Here is a 15,587-nt window from a genome sequence, read left to right as displayed (position 1 = left end):
GACTTGTTAAGTCGTGGCGCTTTTTTAGTTCATCGCTTATTTATTAGCGATGGCAAAGGCCTATGGCTGTTGCTTAGTTGGCGCTAGAGCAATTTCACGGATACAAACGTTCTGTGGTTGCTGGTAAGCGAATGATACCGCGCGAGCAATATCGTCAGCTGCCAGTACGCCGCCCATGTCTTCTTTCCAAGAATCGTAACCGTCTTTGATCTCTTGAGAGGTAGTGTGAGACAGAAGTTCAGTCTCTACAGCACCTGGTGCGATAGTCGTAACACGAACATTTGAAGCGGCCACTTCTTCACGAACGTTCTCAGAAATAGCATGTACCGCGAACTTAGTGCCACAGTAAGCTGCGTGGCTTGGGAATGTTTTCTTACCCGCGATAGAGCTGATGTTGATGATAGTACCCGTGTTGCGTTCCATCATCGGAGCAAGTACAGATTGCATGCCGTTTAGAAGACCAATTACGTTCACGTCGAACATTGTCTTCCACTCTTGAGCGTCTTGAGTATCGATTTGGCCAAGAAGCATTGCACCTGCGTTGTTGATAAGCGCATCTACAGGGCCAAACTTCGCTTCACCTTGTGCGATTGCCGCATCAAAAGACGCTTTGTCTGTTACGTCTACTTTCACTGACAGTGAATTTGGTAGGTTCAGTGCTTCAAGGCGGTCAATACGGCGAGCTAAAAGTAGCAGAGGGTGACCTTCATCGCTTAGACGACGAGCGATTGCTTCACCAATACCAGAGCTTGCACCTGTAATTACGATTAGTTTTTTCATTTTATTTCCTCTGTACTTTTATTGCGTCGGTTGGCTACGACGTATTGTTTAAGTGCATTCGAATCAAGTGTTTGTTGTCTTGCTTCGTTGCGATGGAGGTATATTAAGGAAAATAGCATTGTTGATATATAGCGCTTTACTTGAAACACTGTTGCTGTGGTGCAACAATAAAGCGTCTATCTCATAACTCCATTAGTAAGCTGGCGACTATGCTTAATCAAATTAACCTGTCTGATATTCGTTCTTTCGTGCTGATCGCTCGTTTAGGTAATTTCACCAAAGCGGCGGAGGAGTTGGATGTGTCGCGCTCCCACGTATCACGCCAAGTGAGCAGCCTAGAAAAGCAGATGGGTGTGACACTGTTTATCCGCACCACTCGAACCTTAAGGCTGACTCACGCTGGGCAAGATCTGTACGCGAGATGTGAACAAGCCTTAGATAATATAGACCAAGCTCTGATTGCTGCTGTGGATGATGTCGAAGAAGTACGTGGCGACATAAAAGTAAACTGTGTTGGCGGTTATTTGGGTGAAGTGATCATCGCGGATTTGGTCAATGAGTTTATGCAGCTCTACCCAGACATCAGCATCAGCCTTGATTTCAGTAGTAACCGAGTCGATTTGATTGAAGACGCCTTTGATATCGCTTTTCGTATGGGGAGCTTAGAAGACGCGGGCTTTATCGCAAGAAAGCTATTGGATATTGAAATGGGAACACTCGCGAGCCCTGAGTATTTCACTCGCAAAGGGAAGCCAAGCCATCCTAAAGATCTGATCCGCCATGATTGCTTAACGGGATCGGTGCGTAAGTGGAGCTTTCAAGCTTTGGATGACACCAAGAAAACAGTCGATGTTCATGTGACGGGTAGGCTGCAATGTAAGAATGGGCGAGTGTTAGTACAGGGCGCGAAATCGGGCAACGGAATTATTCGTGTACCAACCATCTATTGCTTGCAAGAGATCAATGATGGGCAATTGGAGCAGGTGTTTAATGAGTGGATAGTGCCGAAAGTCGACTTTTCAGCGATCTACCATCGAGACCGCTATCAACCGAGCCGAATTCGAACCTTCATTGATTTTGTAAAAGGTCGCTTTGAGCAAATGCCAGTGAGCTAAGTGCTGCTTGTTGCCTTCCTTTTTCTGTCTGCTGTTTTTGGCAATAGTTGGACTGGCTCAAACTTACATCTCGTCGATTTCGTTTTGTAGGTTTTCCAGCTGGTCTAGAATCAACAAGAACTTCTCGCCGAACGGCGTCACTTGGTATTCAACTCTTGGTGGTAGTTCGTTGAACATTTGCTTGTCTAAAATTCCAAATTCTACATTTCGCTTCAAACATTCATTCAATACCTTTGTAGATAGCCCTTCTACTGAGCGCACCATTTCACCGGGGCGATTAATGCCATTTGCCAGTAATTGGTAAACCGTTAGCGACCATTTACAGCCGTAGATGGTTTCGACCATGCGAGCTGAGCGCTCTGGTGCTGATTTTCTTGAAAAAAAGTTTTCCTGATTTTTCATAAAGATGTACCAATAAGTACCTACCTAACTGATTTGTACTTACTATTCATAGTGTTAGTTCAAAGCCTAAGATTACCACGTTCACATGACTTAGGAGATAACAAAATGAACTTCACTAAAAATGGTATTGCAGTAGTAATCGGTGGCACAAGTGGTATGGGCTTTGAAACAGCGAAGCAGTTAGTCGCTCAAAACATCCATGTGTTGGTGGTCGGCAATAACCCAACTAAGTTAGATAAAGCGGTGTCAGAGCTGCAATCGCTCGGTCATGCTTCAGGCTGGCAAGCTAACCTTTATGATGATGCAAGTGTGTCTCGTCTTATTACGCATTTAGAGTCGCTCGAAGAAGGTATTGGTTACCTTGTGAATGCGGCTGGTTACTTCAACCCTAAAGCGTTTATTGAACACCAAGAATCTGATTACGAGCAATACATGCAGCTCAATAAAGCAACCTTCTTCATCACTCAAGCTGTCAGCAAGTTGATGATCAAAAACGGTGGCGGAAACGTGGTAAATGTAGGCTCTATGTGGGCCAAACAAGCTATTAGAGCGACACCATCCTCTGCGTATTCAATGGCAAAAGCTGGCTTGCACGCTTTAACACAGCACATGGCGATGGAGCTTGCGGACTACAACATTCGCGTGAATGCGGTTTCTCCTGCTGTTGTTAAAACGCCGATTTACGAATCTTTCATCAAACCTGAAGAAGTGGATCAAGCGCTAGAAGGCTTCAACGCGTTCCATCCTATTGGTCGAGTAGGTTTGCCGAAAGACATCGCTAATAGCATCTCTTTCCTACTGTCAGACAGTGCAGATTGGGTAACGGGTGCAATCTGGGATGTTGATGGCGGAGTGATTGCTGGCCGCAATTAATTAGGATTCTTTTTAGGTGGCTATCGCGCAGGCAAAATAGCAGCGAGATAGCCTCCTTGATCAGTATTCGCGTAGAATAGAAACGAGAAAGACAACAATAATAATTAAAACGATAACAAGAGTAAGGTCGCCATTATGTTCAATATGGACTTTTCAAAGAGACTGGTTATAGAAACCGAGACATTAGATTGGGTCGCAAGCCCTGCTAAAGGGGTTTGGCGTAAGCCACTTGAAAGAGAAGAGAAAGAATCGGGCCACACGACCAGCGTGGTGAAGTACGATCCTGACTCTTCGTTTTCTGAGCACCCACATCCGCAAGGTGAAGAGATCTTCGTATTAGAGGGTGTGTTCTCTGATGAAACCGGAGATTTCCCAGCGGGCACTTATATCCGTAATCCGCCGGGCAGCGCGCATTCCCCATCCAGCAAAAATGGCTGTACGATCTTGGTTAAGCTCAACCAGTTTGACGCGAGAGACTTAACTCAAGTTCGTATTAATACTTTGGAAACAGAATGGCTTCAGGGTATTGGCGGCTTACAAGTGATGCCACTGCATGAGTTCGAACACGAGCATGTCGCGTTAGTGAAGTGGCCGGTTGGCGAACGTTTTCAGCCGCATCGCCACTTTGGCGGTGAAGAGATATTTGTACTTTCTGGCACCTTTAAAGACGAACATGGTGAGTATCCAAAACACACATGGATGCGCAGCCCACACATGAGTGAGCATTTTCCTTATGTGGAAGAAGAGACGGTTATCCTAGTGAAAACAGGGCATCTGCCATTGGATTAAAGGAATGCTCAATATGTCTCGCCCTAAAATAGAACCAAATAAATATATAAGCCCATAAATACAAAAATCCGATATCAATGGTGATATCGGATTTGAACTCAATAATTCAGAGTTCCAGCACGCTCTCCTCTCACGAAGTCTTTACATGTAATGATGTACGGATAATCGGGTATTTATTACCTTTTCGTTTACGTCTGGTAAAGGCTGATACAAGCTTCTCGTAATATCGGATAATACTTGGTCGTAAACTTGCGACACGACGCTAGAGATATCACTGGTTAATTCGTACATGCTATCTGCCGGTTGGGTCGCTTCGTTACTTGATGCGATCTCTGAGAGTGCATGCATCGCTCGCGTACAAACCGGTGACCCACTACTAAGAGGGCAGATAATCGATAACTGGTTGAGTTTTCTGTGTGTCTGAGAGGCGTAGAATTTGAATCTCGCGTACTCCTCAGGCTTCTCCATATCAGGTATGCACATGCGTAACTTGGTCAGGATCTCCATGCAGTCTAAGATCTGTTGCCAATTCATGTGATACTCACGGCTCATGTCTTCTCGCTCAGACTGAATAAGCCAGATGATCATCACTTCATCCATTAAGAACATGCTGTGACGTATCGTTTTGCCATGAATCGATTGGTTACGCACCAAGCTACGGTTTTGCCAGTCGCTGTGCATGGCGATGAGCTTGAGGTGATAGATGCGATACATAGGGCGGCTATCAAACGACACATGGGACTGAAGCAGTTCAGATACTTCAAGTATGTTGTCGTAAATCTCGTTCACTTTGCGAATCGAGTCGCTAGACAACTTATAAGCTAGAGCATAGTGCGTTGCCGCGCGATGTTTGCGTGATAACAACAATAATTCTCTAAGCAGAACTAAGGTTTCAAACCTGTGTGATAGCGCTGTTTGTCTCTTCCTTGAGAAATGAAACAGGGCCGCAAGTACTAATAGGGATAAACCCACTGAAATAACTACAAACATATTCAACTCCTAATATTTGTATACCTACTTAGTGGTAGTGCAGACACCGTGCCAAAATAAATAAGTGTTATATTTCAGTTGCTTATGATTTCCCTGTAATTATGGATGATCAATGATGGTGCATGACTTCACCATTCGAGTGAATGTTTCTCATATTTTGCAGGATTTTTTGAGAGGTTACGCTTTTCTAACGATAGGTTGGGGAGGTTTCGGTAAGTAGAGACACTTTGGCGATCCATTTCAGGCTCGTTTCAAGCTACGGAAATTAAAAAGGCCTCACCCTATATGCTTTAACTCTAAAAGCAGTAAGAGTGAGGCCTTTCAATGTTCACTTCGCAGTGTAGTTGACTTAACGACTAAGTGTTTAGCATTGAGGGCTAAACGTTATGCAAGCTTAAGGTCGAACTCAGTGCGGTACATCACCATGTCTTCAATGGTCAGTACTGGCATGTTGTGTAGTTTGCCGAAAGCAACGATCTCTGGCGCTTTTGCCATCGTACCATCCGGATTGGTTACTTCACAAAGTACACCGGCAGATTGAAGACCAGCCATTTGCATAAGATCTACTGTACCTTCTGTGTGGCCGCGACGAGCAAGTACACCACCTTTACGAGCACGCAATGGGAATACGTGGCCAGGGCGAGCAAGGTCAGTAGGCTTAGCTGTTGGATTGGCCGCTGTCTTGATCGTTGTTACACGGTCAGCGGCAGAAACACCTGTTGTTACACCAACTTTCGCTTCGATAGTGACGGTAAACGCAGTTTGGTTTGCGCTGTTGTTATCAACAACCATAGGTGGAAGTTCAAGTTGGTTCGCTTGCTCGTCAGTTAGACACAGACACACAATGCCGCTGCATTCGCGGATCATAAGCGCCATTTGAGCATTCGTCAGGTGTTCTACTGAGTAGATGATGTCGCCTTCGTTCTCACGATCTTCATCGTCAAGTAGAAGTACGCCACGACCTTCGCGTAGAGCTTGCAGTGCGTTTTCAACGCGAGTGATTGGTTCGCCAAATTCGGCAAGTAGTGAAGACTGATTCATGGTTAAACTCCTAAAATATCACCAGAATCAGGGCTGTATGAGGGATCTCAACCGAGCACAACAAAGCCTACTCATTACAAGTAACTTGTACCAATCGTAGTAAACAACTGGTCATTCTAGCTGGTTAAAACCCTTGATAACGGCGTTAGAATTTTTGACTGTAGAATAACTACTTATCGAAAAATTTTGCCTTGTTCTCAAGCGTTTTTCCTGCGCTATCTCTGATCATTTATTTACTGTGATTGGTATTAGCTCATTATGGTTTTATCCAAAACGAAATGCACCCGTCTAAGTTGGAAGCATGAACCCAATAAATGGGCGCGCCTTTCCAACTTAAACGAGTGTGTTTTCATTCTCTCTCATCCGGACTATAACCGTCGGCTCTGGCATCTCACCAGATCTGCTGACCTCGACGAATCGAGCGCTCGCGGGCTTATCTTTAGATTTTGCTAAGGACATACCGCCGGTGGGGAATTTCGCCCCGCCCTGAGAATAAAAATTAATAATCTGTTTTGCTTTTGAAAGCAGACCAGATGGTAATCCTTTCAATAGTGGATTTAAAGGACTGACAGCAAAGTTTTTAAGATTCTGGCTTTATAATCCGGTAAGTGTTCACTTTATCAGCAGAACGCGTCCGGTAGTCTACTTAGTGGGGTGATGCCTTTGTTTCGTCTGGTTTCAGTGGTTTTTGCTATCTCTATGAACATAAATGGATGTTGAACATTATTGGTGCTGTCGTGGCTGTTCACCGAATCAATACTCAAGAGGTCCATTAATCGAATATTGTTACACCATGACGGCTGACTGACCGTTTTGACATAAAATTGATATTGACGATGCTAAGCTGCGATAGCATCCGATCACTTTATCTAAAAGATCTTAGCCATGACTTCTCTGTTCTCTAACAAATCCAAAGGCTTATTACTGCTCGTTCTAAGTTTGTATTCCCTCATACCCTTTTTGATCTTTGGATCTGACTTCGACCTCGGAAGTGCGGTTCTGCCTTTCTACGGTGCTTTTATGACGTTTGTGACTTACTCGGCGGGCAATCAAGGGTTCTTGGTCACGCTCGCTGTTTTGTCTTTAGTCCTGCTCACGATGAAGTTTTCTAAAGCTAAGTTAGTCAGTCTTTGTCTGCAGCTCGGCTTGTTGTTGGTGCTTAGCTTTGCAGCGAAAACCTTCTTAAAGCATTCCACTGAGAGCCCTCGTCCTTATTCTGAGTATTTGGTGACGCAGGAAGTGGTTGATATGCCGGAAGTGTTTTACGAATTACCATTGGTTGAAAAGAATGCTGCGATTGAGTCTGTACAAGATAAGGTGAGCGAGTGGCGAACGCGTCACTGGTTGGGTGAAACCGACTACTCTTTCCCATCTGGACATATGATTTTCGTCGGTGTGTGTTTGGCGTTCTTTGGTGGTCTTCTCCTAGAGGCGAAACGCTTTTATCTAGTCGGCGGTTTACTGGTTTGGGCTGGTGGTGTCGCCTATAGCCGTGTTTGGCTTGGCATGCATCGACCAGAAGACTTAGCCGGATCTATTGCCTTTGCGGGTTTGATCTATTTATTGGTGCCGCTTATCTCAGAGCAAAAAATAGAACGCTATTTACCTGCATTTTTGAAACAGACTTCTTAGGGATCCTTCCTCACTGCAAAAGAAGGGCTCAGATTAGCAGTACGTAATACACGCTACTGATTGAGCCCTAGCTCTGCTTGTTTCTTTTTGGTTAGACCTAAGGACACAATTCGGTGTGACTCAATGAGATAGTATCTCAGCTCCTCATCCCTTTCTGGCGTGCTTTCAAACAGCTGAATCCATTTCATACCGCGTGAAGCAAAGTAGGGTGCGGGTTTATAGCCCAGCTCTTCTTTGAGAAAGTCGAAATTCTGATCGGACGCCTTGAAGATAAACGCAGGCTCATCTTTCTGTCCCCAACCACCAATCGCAAACACCTTGCCACCTACTTTCCAAACGTGAGAGTTATTCCACTGCATCACATAACTGGTTGCAGGCAGTGACTCGCAGAATGCGTTGAATTCGTCGTAAGTCATAGAGCGTCCTTTTATCTACTGGGTGTTTGTGTTGGTTTTCTAAGATGTCTCTCTTCTTCTTGTCTTTATCGCCAATAACTAGCCAGCTAAACCCTGCCAGATTGCCGTAAAGCCACTGAGAGAACATAGCAGTAATGAACCAATGCGTATCTTCTCTTTAGGGATGCTTTGTGTCGTCATTAACGCCACTTTGTAACCCAACCAAGCAGCAGGCAGCAAAGGTATAGTGATGATCAAGTGGTGTAGCGTGAAGAAGCCAATTGGGATCTGTACAACCAACGAAATGATCGAACTAAACACGAAAAACGCAGAAAGGTTACCACGAAGCTGATTGGCATCTTGGTGTTGGAGTAGCAGTGCCATCGGTGGACCACCAATACCAGAACTGGTGCCAAAGAACCCAGAGAAGAACCCCGCAATACCCATCTTAGTTGGGGTTGGTTCGAGTCTAAAGGGCAGTAGGCTAACAATCACGGCAAATACTACCAATAAGCCCAACCATAGTGATAACACGCTCGTTGAAACCATCACCAACAAAGCACCACCTGCCAGTGACCCAGGAATACGGCCCAGCAATGCGATTTTTAATCCGCCAATAGAGATATTTGCTCTATGTTTAAAAGCGTTGAATAACGAGATAAACAGACCGATCAAACAGATAGGCGCAGGCACATAATCTGGAGAGACCAAAAACAGCAGTGGGGCTGCAACAATGGCCAAACCAAAGCCGATTGCGGTTTGCACAAACGAGCCGACAAAAATGAGTGTCATTGCGATAAGGACAGTCTGATCTATGTATTCCATAAGCCTGCGGATTAGTTTTAAAGGAGCGGGTGGATACTATAAATGAAAACTAAAATAATAGTCTTATTATTCAGTGAGCTTTATGCCAGTTTCGCTAGTTATAATTTCTACTATAACGACCAACAAAAAAGCGAGTGAGTATCTCAGGATGCTTCCTTTCAATACTCACTCGCTTTATTGGAACGACTTGTTTACGCTAGTGGGGGAGTCAGCATAAAACGTTAAGCCATTGCCAATTTCAGTCGCTCAATGGGCTTGTCATTGATTGGTAAATGGATAAGTGCTGCTGCAAATGCCAGCACCACCGTTGACCACCAGATTGGCTCGTAAGAACCGTAGTAATCGTAAATACGACCACCCACCCAAGCGCCTAAGAAGCTACCCACTTGGTGAGTAAAGAATACCAAGCCGTACAACGTTGATAGGTAACGGGCACCGAAGATCTGACGAACTAAGCCAGACGTTAGCGGAACTGTACCCAACCAACAGAATCCAATGGCCGCACCGAAGATAGCCGCGGTTGATTCAGTCACAGGCAGAGTCACAAACGCACCGATAACCACAGTACGCACTAAGTACAGTGCAGACATAACGTGGCGTTTGCTGAACTTGTCGCCCATTACACCCCAGAAGTAAGACCCAAAGATGTTGAAGATGCCAACGTAAGCCAGTGCCATCGCAGCGCTGCTCGCGGGTAGGTCTTTATCTGCTAAATAGCTCGGTAAGTGCGTTGCGATAAACATTACGTGGAAACCGCACACGAAGAAGCCCGCGTGAATCAACCAGTAACCTTTGTGAGCAAACGCTTCAGACAACGCTTCTTTGAGTGTTTGGTTCTCTTCAGCTTGAGCTTGTTTGTTTGAGGCTGCTTTAGGCGCTCGCATGAACAGCGCAAAAGAGATCATCAAACAACACAGTACGCCAAACACTTGCATCGCACTCTGCCAGTCAAATTCATTCAGCATGTATTGTGCGCCCGGAATTACCGCGAACATACCAAATGAACCTGCAGCCGTGGTTAAGCCAAACGCCTTAGCCGCGTGCTCTGCTGGTACAACTTTCGCTACTGCGCCAAGCACGATCACGTAACTTGTCGCACTCAAGCCAAGACCAACCAGTGCGCCTAACGAAACGTAAAGCATGCTCGATTCGGTAGAAATTGAGGTAAGAAGTAAACCCAAACCGTAAGCACATGCGCCAGCAATAATGATGCGTCTTGCTCCCCATTTGTCAGCGGCCATACCAACAAAAGGTTGGAACACACCGAACAATAAGTTTTGTAGAGCAATAGAGAAGCTGAAAAACTCTCGACCCGTGCCGAAATGCTCTGAAATTGGCATCATGAAAATGCCGAATGATTGTCTGATCCCTAGACTGATAATAAGTGTGCCTATCCCTAGCCATACCAGTAAAGGAAAACGGAAAATGCTCATTCTAATACTCTTAAATTAATGGTGGTGATGTGAGTGATCTTGCGCTGACATGTGTTGGTCAGTGATCTCATGGTGATGTTCGTGCCCAGAATGATCATGCCCTGACTGCTGGTGGCAACCACTGCTTACGGCATGCTGAGCCAAGAGATCAATCAATGGCTGACTGTGATGCACAATAACCAAACTAATGACGAGGAATAACGTCATTCTGGCAAGTTGGGCAAAAAGAGATTGTGAAAACATACGGTGTTGACATGCGCTCAATGTTGTAAGAAGTCGCGCATCATAGTGATGAGTCGGGTATGTATCAAATGACCATTTGTGATGTAGTCTATGCGTTTTATGCATAGATTGTCGCTTGATTGGAATTGGTATAAAACGCGCTCAATAAATAAGAAAACTTGAAGCTCGTGAGTTAATAGAAACAAGTATCTAATTAAGAATGAAAGTCTAAATTAAGGCTTATAACTAGCTGTTTAATTTAAAGTTTCACAAATCTGTAAAAACTAACATACAAACTAATCACTAAGCAACATTGCTCGTTCACTCGACTTATCTGTCAAACATCGTAAATTTGGGCATAAATCGTTTCAAGACTACTGAAACGCGATGTTAAAAGATTCAGGGAGAGTCATTCACATGGATAAAGATCATAATCTTCGCGAAAACTTACTGGCACTGATCTTAGGTAGCGCATTGGTTTCACTCGGCGTTATCTTTTTCAACCAAGTCGGTTTGCTCACCGGGGGCACGGCTGGTCTAGCGATCTTCATTACCAAAGTAACAGATTTGAGCTTTGGCCAAGTATTCTTCGCACTTAACTTACCTTTCTATATTTTGTCGGTTGCTCGTATGGGCTGGCGCTTCACAATCAATACGTTTATCGCGGTTTCGATTGTTTCGTTCGCCGTGGATCACTTGTATCACGTGATTCAAATTGCCGAAATTCATGCATTGTATGCAGCTTTACTTGGTGGTGGCTTGATTGGTACCGGCATGCTGGTGATTTTCCGTCACAAGATGAGCTTAGGTGGCTTCAACATTCTGGCGTTGTTCTTACAAGAACGTTTTGGAATTCGAGCAGGTAAGGTTCAGATGGCATTAGACTGCACGATTGTTGTGCTTTCTCTGTTCATTGTTGATGTGTCATTGGTTCTTCTGTCTGTGCTTGGTGCGATAGTCACCAACTTGATTCTAGCAATGAATCATAAACCGGGGCGCTATCAACCTGTGGTAAAAGCGGAAGCAGCATAGTTCGGTTCGCTCAAGCTCTAGATTTGCTTAAGTAAAGAGTGATTTGCAGATTATGAAAACAACAAAGCCAGCATTAATTGCTGGCTTTGTTCTATTGAAATAACGGATTCGATGTAACGATTAACACTTGCCGCAGCTGGCGTTCGGCTTAAGCTCGCAATCAATCACATTGCCTTGTTGATCAAGGGACAAGTTACAACACTCTTCAAACAGGTTCTTAAGATCAGCACGGCTTTTTTGCACGCGGGATTTAACCGTTGAATAGCTGACGTTCTGCGCTTCTGCGATCTCTTTTTGGCTTTGGCCTTTGATGTCGACCGCAAGCAGTAGCGATGAACTTTGTTCTGGCAATGCCTGAATAAAAGGTTCAATACACAATGAAAGTTTCTGCTTAAATTCAGAGTCGTGGTCTAAATCGGTAAACCACAGATCTTCAGCATCAATTTGGCTATCACGTTGTTGGCGTGCATGCTTACGGTAGAAGTCGATATGGTGTTGTTGGCTAACTAGGTCTTAATCAAGATATCTTGGAGCAAGTCGTCTACATCCGCAGAGTTGTTGACCTTTGAATGCAGGAATGACTTTAATGCTTGCTGATACTCGGCCCAGACTTGTTCGAGCTTCAAAGGTGCATTAGTTGCACTGTTCATTTACGCAACATTCGTCTTGTAAGAAATCAATCACACCTTCTAGGCACTCATACTCCGCCACGCAGAATAGAGTTCTTCCTTCTCGTCTTTGGCTGATTAGGCCCGCAGACGCCAAGCTTGATATGTGGTGAGACAAGGTAGAACCGGGAATGCCTAGCTCTTCTTGTAGGCCGCCAACTGCAATGCCTTGGTAGCCAGCTTTAACGACACTCTTATAAATGGTTAGGCGAATAGGGTGCCCCAACTCTTTAAGTGCTTTCGCAACGACTTCTAAGTTCATATTAACTCCTCAAGATTTAATTTCGATGTTAGTCGAAGTGTATGTCGAATTCAAATTTAATAACGGTGTCTGTGTAAGTTATTGAAAAACTGTGTTTTCGAAAATCATTTCGATTTTTATCGAAATAATGCTTGTTCTGGAGCTGTTTATTTCTATAATTCGAGAATATTCGAAATTAAGGGTTGGTTACTTTTCTCATAGAGCCCGACCTTCAATCCAGTTTGGAGTTAATTATGAGCAATGAAATGTTAACAATGCTGAAAGACGCACTTGATATGTTCGCTTTCTTAGCAGTAGAGCTAATTATCCTTTTCTTAGCGATCAGCTACATTGTTGGGATTCTTCAAGAGTTCCTTACACCAGAAAAGATTCAATCTATCCTGAGCTCACGTAATGGTAAGGGTTATGTAGTAGCAGCACTACTGGGTGCAATTACACCTTTCTGTTCATGTTCGACCATTCCTTTCTTAAAAGGATTGCTGCGTGCAAGAGCGGGTTTCGGTCCAATGATGGTGTTCCTATTTGGTAGCCCACTATTGAACCCAGTGATCATTGGTTTGTTTGTGATTACCTTCGGTTGGCAAGTTGCTGTGTTCTACTTCCTTGTAGCAATGACGGTGTCTGTAGTGGCTGGTTACGCACTTGAGAAGCTTGGCTTTGAGCGTTACGTAAAACCTGAAGCGTATGAATCAACAGGTTCAGCTTCAAGCTGTGGCACTAGCTGTGGTGACTCTGCTCCTAAGAAAGCAGCACCGGTTAAAGCAGAATCTTCATGTGGTACAAGTGCATGTGGCGAACCTGCACCCGTAATGGCGAAAGAGACATCTTGCTGCGATTCTAAAAAAGAAGAGCCACAAGTAACGGTTTCATGCTGTTCAGCGGATGGAAGCGCAACAGCTGAAATCGTAGAGAAGAAAGAACCTAGCCGTTGGATGAGAATTTGGTTCTCAACTTGGAAAGATTTTAAACAAGTTTTCCCTTACCTAATGATGGGTATCGCGATTGGTTCATTCATCTACGGCTTCATTCCTACAGACCTTATTGCACAGTACGCTGGTGAAGGTATGTGGTATGCGATTCCAGTAGCAGCCGTGATTGGTATTCCACTGTATATTCGTGCTGAAGCGGTAATCCCACTAAGTGCAGCTCTAGTACAGAAAGGCATGGCGCTGGGTTCAGTTATGGCATTGATCATTGGTAGTGCAGGTGCAAGTTTGACGGAAGTTATCCTGCTTAAATCAATCTTCAAGAACCAAATGATTGCAGCATTCCTATTCGTTATCCTAAGCATGGCGATGGGTGCAGGCTTCCTATACAGCTTCATCTTTGGTTAATCAGGTCTGATTTCGAGATAACACCATTGATACAAAGAGATAGATAATAAAAAAGAGCTCACATAGTTGAGCTCTTTTTGCGTTGAGACTATTAGTTCGGAGATTAGAAACCGCGAATATCAAGCTCATTGTTGATCAACACAACACACTGAGAAGCAAACAGCATGTTCGGGCCTAAGCTGATTTTTTCTGTCCCTAAGCGCTTTAAGCTGTTGTAGCTTTTCTTCGGCATAGGGATGTGGTCAGTCAGAAGGAAACATGGGTTTTCCGCAATCTCTGCATCACGGATAAAGTCGCCTTTTTTATCCATCATGTACAGCTGGTGGTCTTCGGCCAGTTCTTTGACCAACTTTTCAAAGCTCATCGTACGAACAGTGATGCCCGGTTCTACCTGACGTGTTTGTTCTTTTGTCATGCCTTGAGAAGCGTCAACCGCTCTTACTACCGCTGATAACAATGCCGATTCATGAAAGCCGCCAATGTTGGTGATCTCATTTGAATCGAAAGTGATCGTACGTGAAAAGTCTTTAGTACTTTCTAATACAAGGTGTACGGTGACATTCTCACGGTGAGATTGAGCAACGAAGATCGTGTTCATCAGAGTATGAGCCAGAATCTCAGTATGAGCATCTTGCCCAACACCTTCTAAGATAAGTTTGCTCTCTGTAGGGGCTGCGCGAGCGCGTAATACAAATGAACGCATGGAATGTACCTTGTCAGTATGTGATAAAGCGAAACGGGCTTTATCAACATGAATTGATGAATAACCAAAATTGTGGCGGTATGTAACTCTTTTCTATTAATGAAGTCAAATAGAGTTGCGTATAGCGCCAACCAGAAGAACTCTGCTTATTAAATAGAGAATGACCACATTACAAGATGGTAAGGGTTGAAGCGACCAAATGTTTACGTAGATAGTATGCGCAAATTATTAGGTGACTTACATAAGGAAGTAGTCGATGAAGTTACAGAAGATCAATAAAGAAGAATATAGAAAGAAGATGAACCTGCTGTTGGTTTCGTTGGTTGGGTCACTCGCAGTGTTCGCCATTGTATTCGGAACCATACTGATCGAGCTATTCGGTTCAGGGCAATCAATCGCAGGCGAATCGACAGGTAATTTCCACTTGAACGTATTAGGTGTGATCTTATCAGTCGCATTGAATGCATTTATCGCGAGCCGTGTGAAAGGGCATGATTACTTCAAAGAAGCGCTTTATGTATGGAACCTTAAACAAATCCATAATCAAATCTATCGTAAGCTCAAGCGTATTCAACCCAAAGCTGAGCAAGGCGACCGAGACGCGCTGACCATCCTTTATTTCTATTACACCACGCAAAAACAGGTATACGACCTAGACAACAACACATTGACGATAAAAACAGTTCAGCAATCGCGAGATAACATCCTAGAAGTGAGTGAGAAATGGAGCATTGAGCTAGATATAGAGGCTTTTTCGAAAGATCTAATCGCAAAGTTTTAAGTAATACACCCATTATTGTATGAGCTTTGAGCTACGAAAGAGCCTTTTGACGTAAAAGTAGCCACTTAAGCAAGTTTTTTGAATTTTTATCAAAAAAGGGGTTGCCATGTTTTCGATGATCTCTATAATGCCGCCTCACTGACACGGCAGATGCCATAAGGCTTCAGCGGTAATCAGTAAGACGGAAAGTTCGAAAGAAATTAATTTTAAAAAGTGTTTGACACTTAAGATTAAATCGCTAGAATTCACGTCCGCTTTCAAGGGTTTCTTTGTAAAAAGAAAGTTTCGACAAGCAAAGCTCTTTAACAAT

General features: G+C 44.0%; 17 protein-coding genes, 1 pseudogene and 1 riboswitch. Of the genes and pseudogenes, 7 read left to right on the top strand and 11 right to left on the bottom strand.

What is annotated here, in order from left to right; translation table 11 throughout:
* Window positions 1-60: 60 nt before the first annotated feature.
* On the bottom strand, window positions 61-780 hold the full coding sequence (locus tag AB4161_RS10675) for an SDR family oxidoreductase (RefSeq protein ID WP_050643750.1): 720 nt from the start codon (window positions 778-780) through the stop codon (window positions 61-63).
* A 209-nt stretch (window positions 781-989) separates the two neighbouring features.
* On the opposite strand from AB4161_RS10675, the gene AB4161_RS10670 reads away from it, so the two are divergent.
* Complete coding sequence (locus AB4161_RS10670; protein ID WP_017067750.1) at window positions 990-1,895, top strand: LysR family transcriptional regulator; 906 nt, start codon at window positions 990-992, stop codon at window positions 1,893-1,895.
* Window positions 1,896-1,958: 63 nt separating this feature from the next.
* Here the strand turns inward: AB4161_RS10670 and AB4161_RS10665 are convergent, their stop codons facing one another.
* The gene (locus tag AB4161_RS10665; RefSeq protein WP_004733017.1) at window positions 1,959-2,297 is read right to left on the bottom strand and encodes a helix-turn-helix domain-containing protein; all 339 of its coding nucleotides are present in this window, start codon (window positions 2,295-2,297) and stop codon (window positions 1,959-1,961) included.
* A 105-nt stretch (window positions 2,298-2,402) separates the two neighbouring features.
* On the opposite strand from AB4161_RS10665, the gene AB4161_RS10660 reads away from it, so the two are divergent.
* Both AB4161_RS10660 and AB4161_RS10655 read left to right on the top strand, forming a co-directional pair.
* The gene (locus AB4161_RS10660) at window positions 2,403-3,170 is read left to right on the top strand and encodes an SDR family NAD(P)-dependent oxidoreductase (protein WP_065584096.1); all 768 of its coding nucleotides are present in this window, start codon (window positions 2,403-2,405) and stop codon (window positions 3,168-3,170) included.
* Window positions 3,171-3,305: 135 nt separating this feature from the next.
* A complete protein-coding gene (locus tag AB4161_RS10655) occupies window positions 3,306-3,959 on the top strand; it encodes a cupin domain-containing protein (RefSeq protein WP_017064919.1) in 654 nt (217 codons plus the stop codon).
* Window positions 3,960-4,100: 141 nt separating this feature from the next.
* Here AB4161_RS10655 and AB4161_RS10650 read toward each other — a convergent pair whose 3' ends face one another.
* Both AB4161_RS10650 and ribB read right to left on the bottom strand, forming a co-directional pair.
* Window positions 4,101-4,949 carry a hypothetical protein gene (locus tag AB4161_RS10650; protein WP_017064918.1) on the bottom strand — a complete coding sequence of 283 codons (849 nt, stop codon included), beginning with the start codon at window positions 4,947-4,949 and terminating at the stop codon, window positions 4,101-4,103.
* 384 nt (window positions 4,950-5,333) lie between these two features.
* The gene (gene ribB, locus AB4161_RS10645) at window positions 5,334-5,990 is read right to left on the bottom strand and encodes a 3,4-dihydroxy-2-butanone-4-phosphate synthase (RefSeq protein WP_017054827.1); all 657 of its coding nucleotides are present in this window, start codon (window positions 5,988-5,990) and stop codon (window positions 5,334-5,336) included.
* Window positions 5,991-6,337: 347 nt separating this feature from the next.
* Window positions 6,338-6,488, bottom strand: a riboswitch (FMN riboswitch).
* 387 nt (window positions 6,489-6,875) lie between these two features.
* On the opposite strand from ribB, the gene AB4161_RS10640 reads away from it, so the two are divergent.
* Window positions 6,876-7,622: a phosphatase PAP2 family protein gene (locus tag AB4161_RS10640; RefSeq protein ID WP_372083311.1), complete on the top strand. Its 747-nt coding sequence runs from the start codon at window positions 6,876-6,878 to the stop codon at window positions 7,620-7,622.
* 53 nt (window positions 7,623-7,675) lie between these two features.
* On the opposite strand, the gene AB4161_RS10635 is transcribed toward AB4161_RS10640, so the two are convergent.
* The 4 genes from AB4161_RS10635 to AB4161_RS10620 all read right to left on the bottom strand — a co-directional run bounded on the left by AB4161_RS10635 (window position 7,676) and on the right by AB4161_RS10620 (window position 10,518).
* On the bottom strand, window positions 7,676-8,038 hold the full coding sequence (locus AB4161_RS10635; protein WP_372083310.1) for an MmcQ/YjbR family DNA-binding protein: 363 nt from the start codon (window positions 8,036-8,038) through the stop codon (window positions 7,676-7,678).
* Window positions 8,039-8,116: 78 nt separating this feature from the next.
* Entirely contained in the window at window positions 8,117-8,842 is a 726-nt protein-coding gene (locus AB4161_RS10630; RefSeq protein ID WP_170962367.1) for a sulfite exporter TauE/SafE family protein, read from the bottom strand.
* A gap of 221 nt (window positions 8,843-9,063) precedes the next feature.
* Window positions 9,064-10,275 carry an MFS transporter gene (locus AB4161_RS10625; RefSeq protein WP_017061697.1) on the bottom strand — a complete coding sequence of 404 codons (1,212 nt, stop codon included), beginning with the start codon at window positions 10,273-10,275 and terminating at the stop codon, window positions 9,064-9,066.
* A 15-nt stretch (window positions 10,276-10,290) separates the two neighbouring features.
* Window positions 10,291-10,518, bottom strand: a complete 228-nt coding sequence (locus AB4161_RS10620; RefSeq protein ID WP_083190214.1) for a hypothetical protein — start codon at window positions 10,516-10,518, stop codon at window positions 10,291-10,293.
* A gap of 396 nt (window positions 10,519-10,914) precedes the next feature.
* Between AB4161_RS10620 and AB4161_RS10615 the strand changes: the two genes are divergently transcribed.
* Window positions 10,915-11,529 carry a YitT family protein gene (locus AB4161_RS10615; protein ID WP_017065874.1) on the top strand — a complete coding sequence of 205 codons (615 nt, stop codon included), beginning with the start codon at window positions 10,915-10,917 and terminating at the stop codon, window positions 11,527-11,529.
* Window positions 11,530-11,649: 120 nt separating this feature from the next.
* On the opposite strand, the pseudogene AB4161_RS10610 reads toward AB4161_RS10615, so the two are convergent.
* Window positions 11,650-12,179, bottom strand: a pseudogene (locus AB4161_RS10610) (sigma factor-like helix-turn-helix DNA-binding protein).
* A complete protein-coding gene (locus AB4161_RS10605) occupies window positions 12,163-12,459 on the bottom strand; it encodes a helix-turn-helix transcriptional regulator (protein ID WP_004733042.1) in 297 nt (98 codons plus the stop codon). Before AB4161_RS10605 ends, AB4161_RS10610 begins: the two are co-directional and overlap by 17 nt.
* Window positions 12,460-12,692: 233 nt before the next feature.
* Between AB4161_RS10605 and AB4161_RS10600 the strand changes: the two genes are divergently transcribed.
* Window positions 12,693-13,793 (top strand): permease, encoded by a 1,101-nt coding sequence (locus tag AB4161_RS10600; RefSeq protein ID WP_017070391.1) that lies wholly within the window; start codon window positions 12,693-12,695, stop codon window positions 13,791-13,793.
* Window positions 13,794-13,896: 103 nt separating this feature from the next.
* Here the strand turns inward: AB4161_RS10600 and trmY are convergent, their stop codons facing one another.
* Window positions 13,897-14,496 (bottom strand): tRNA (pseudouridine(54)-N(1))-methyltransferase TrmY, encoded by a 600-nt coding sequence (trmY, locus tag AB4161_RS10595; protein WP_004733046.1) that lies wholly within the window; start codon window positions 14,494-14,496, stop codon window positions 13,897-13,899.
* Between the two features lie 256 nt (window positions 14,497-14,752).
* Between trmY and AB4161_RS10590 the strand changes: the two genes are divergently transcribed.
* Window positions 14,753-15,277, top strand: coding sequence for a DUF3087 family protein (locus AB4161_RS10590; RefSeq protein WP_372083309.1), 525 nt, complete (start codon window positions 14,753-14,755; stop codon window positions 15,275-15,277).
* The last annotated feature ends 310 nt before the right edge of the window (window positions 15,278-15,587 follow it).

The sequence above is a fragment of the Vibrio sp. 10N.286.51.E5 genome (genome assembly GCF_041469125.1).
Lineage (GTDB): Bacteria > Pseudomonadota > Gammaproteobacteria > Enterobacterales > Vibrionaceae > Vibrio > Vibrio crassostreae_C.
This window is presented reverse-complemented; position numbering and strand designations above follow the sequence as displayed.

Excerpts from the sequence above, each read along its gene's own strand:
- AB4161_RS10675 (WP_050643750.1), bottom strand. The coding sequence starts at position 780 with ATGAAAAAACTAATCGTAATTACAGGTGCAAGCTCTGGTATTGGTGAA.
- AB4161_RS10625 (WP_017061697.1), bottom strand. The coding sequence starts at position 10,275 with ATGAGCATTTTCCGTTTTCCTTTACTGGTATGGCTAGGGATAGGCACA.
- AB4161_RS10640 (WP_372083311.1), top strand. The coding sequence starts at position 6,876 with ATGACTTCTCTGTTCTCTAACAAATCCAAAGGCTTATTACTGCTCGTT.
- AB4161_RS10635 (WP_372083310.1), bottom strand. The coding sequence starts at position 8,038 with ATGACTTACGACGAATTCAACGCATTCTGCGAGTCACTGCCTGCAACC.
- AB4161_RS10615 (WP_017065874.1), top strand. The coding sequence starts at position 10,915 with ATGGATAAAGATCATAATCTTCGCGAAAACTTACTGGCACTGATCTTA.
- AB4161_RS10590 (WP_372083309.1), top strand. The coding sequence starts at position 14,753 with ATGAAGTTACAGAAGATCAATAAAGAAGAATATAGAAAGAAGATGAAC.
- AB4161_RS10670 (WP_017067750.1), top strand. The coding sequence starts at position 990 with ATGCTTAATCAAATTAACCTGTCTGATATTCGTTCTTTCGTGCTGATC.
- ribB (WP_017054827.1), bottom strand. The coding sequence starts at position 5,990 with ATGAATCAGTCTTCACTACTTGCCGAATTTGGCGAACCAATCACTCGC.
- AB4161_RS10665 (WP_004733017.1), bottom strand. The coding sequence starts at position 2,297 with ATGAAAAATCAGGAAAACTTTTTTTCAAGAAAATCAGCACCAGAGCGC.
- trmY (WP_004733046.1), bottom strand. The coding sequence starts at position 14,496 with ATGCGTTCATTTGTATTACGCGCTCGCGCAGCCCCTACAGAGAGCAAA.
- AB4161_RS10620 (WP_083190214.1), bottom strand. The coding sequence starts at position 10,518 with ATGTTTTCACAATCTCTTTTTGCCCAACTTGCCAGAATGACGTTATTC.
- AB4161_RS10600 (WP_017070391.1), top strand. The coding sequence starts at position 12,693 with ATGAGCAATGAAATGTTAACAATGCTGAAAGACGCACTTGATATGTTC.
- AB4161_RS10650 (WP_017064918.1), bottom strand. The coding sequence starts at position 4,949 with ATGTTTGTAGTTATTTCAGTGGGTTTATCCCTATTAGTACTTGCGGCC.
- AB4161_RS10605 (WP_004733042.1), bottom strand. The coding sequence starts at position 12,459 with ATGAACTTAGAAGTCGTTGCGAAAGCACTTAAAGAGTTGGGGCACCCT.
- AB4161_RS10655 (WP_017064919.1), top strand. The coding sequence starts at position 3,306 with ATGTTCAATATGGACTTTTCAAAGAGACTGGTTATAGAAACCGAGACA.
- AB4161_RS10660 (WP_065584096.1), top strand. The coding sequence starts at position 2,403 with ATGAACTTCACTAAAAATGGTATTGCAGTAGTAATCGGTGGCACAAGT.
- AB4161_RS10630 (WP_170962367.1), bottom strand. The coding sequence starts at position 8,842 with ATGGAATACATAGATCAGACTGTCCTTATCGCAATGACACTCATTTTT.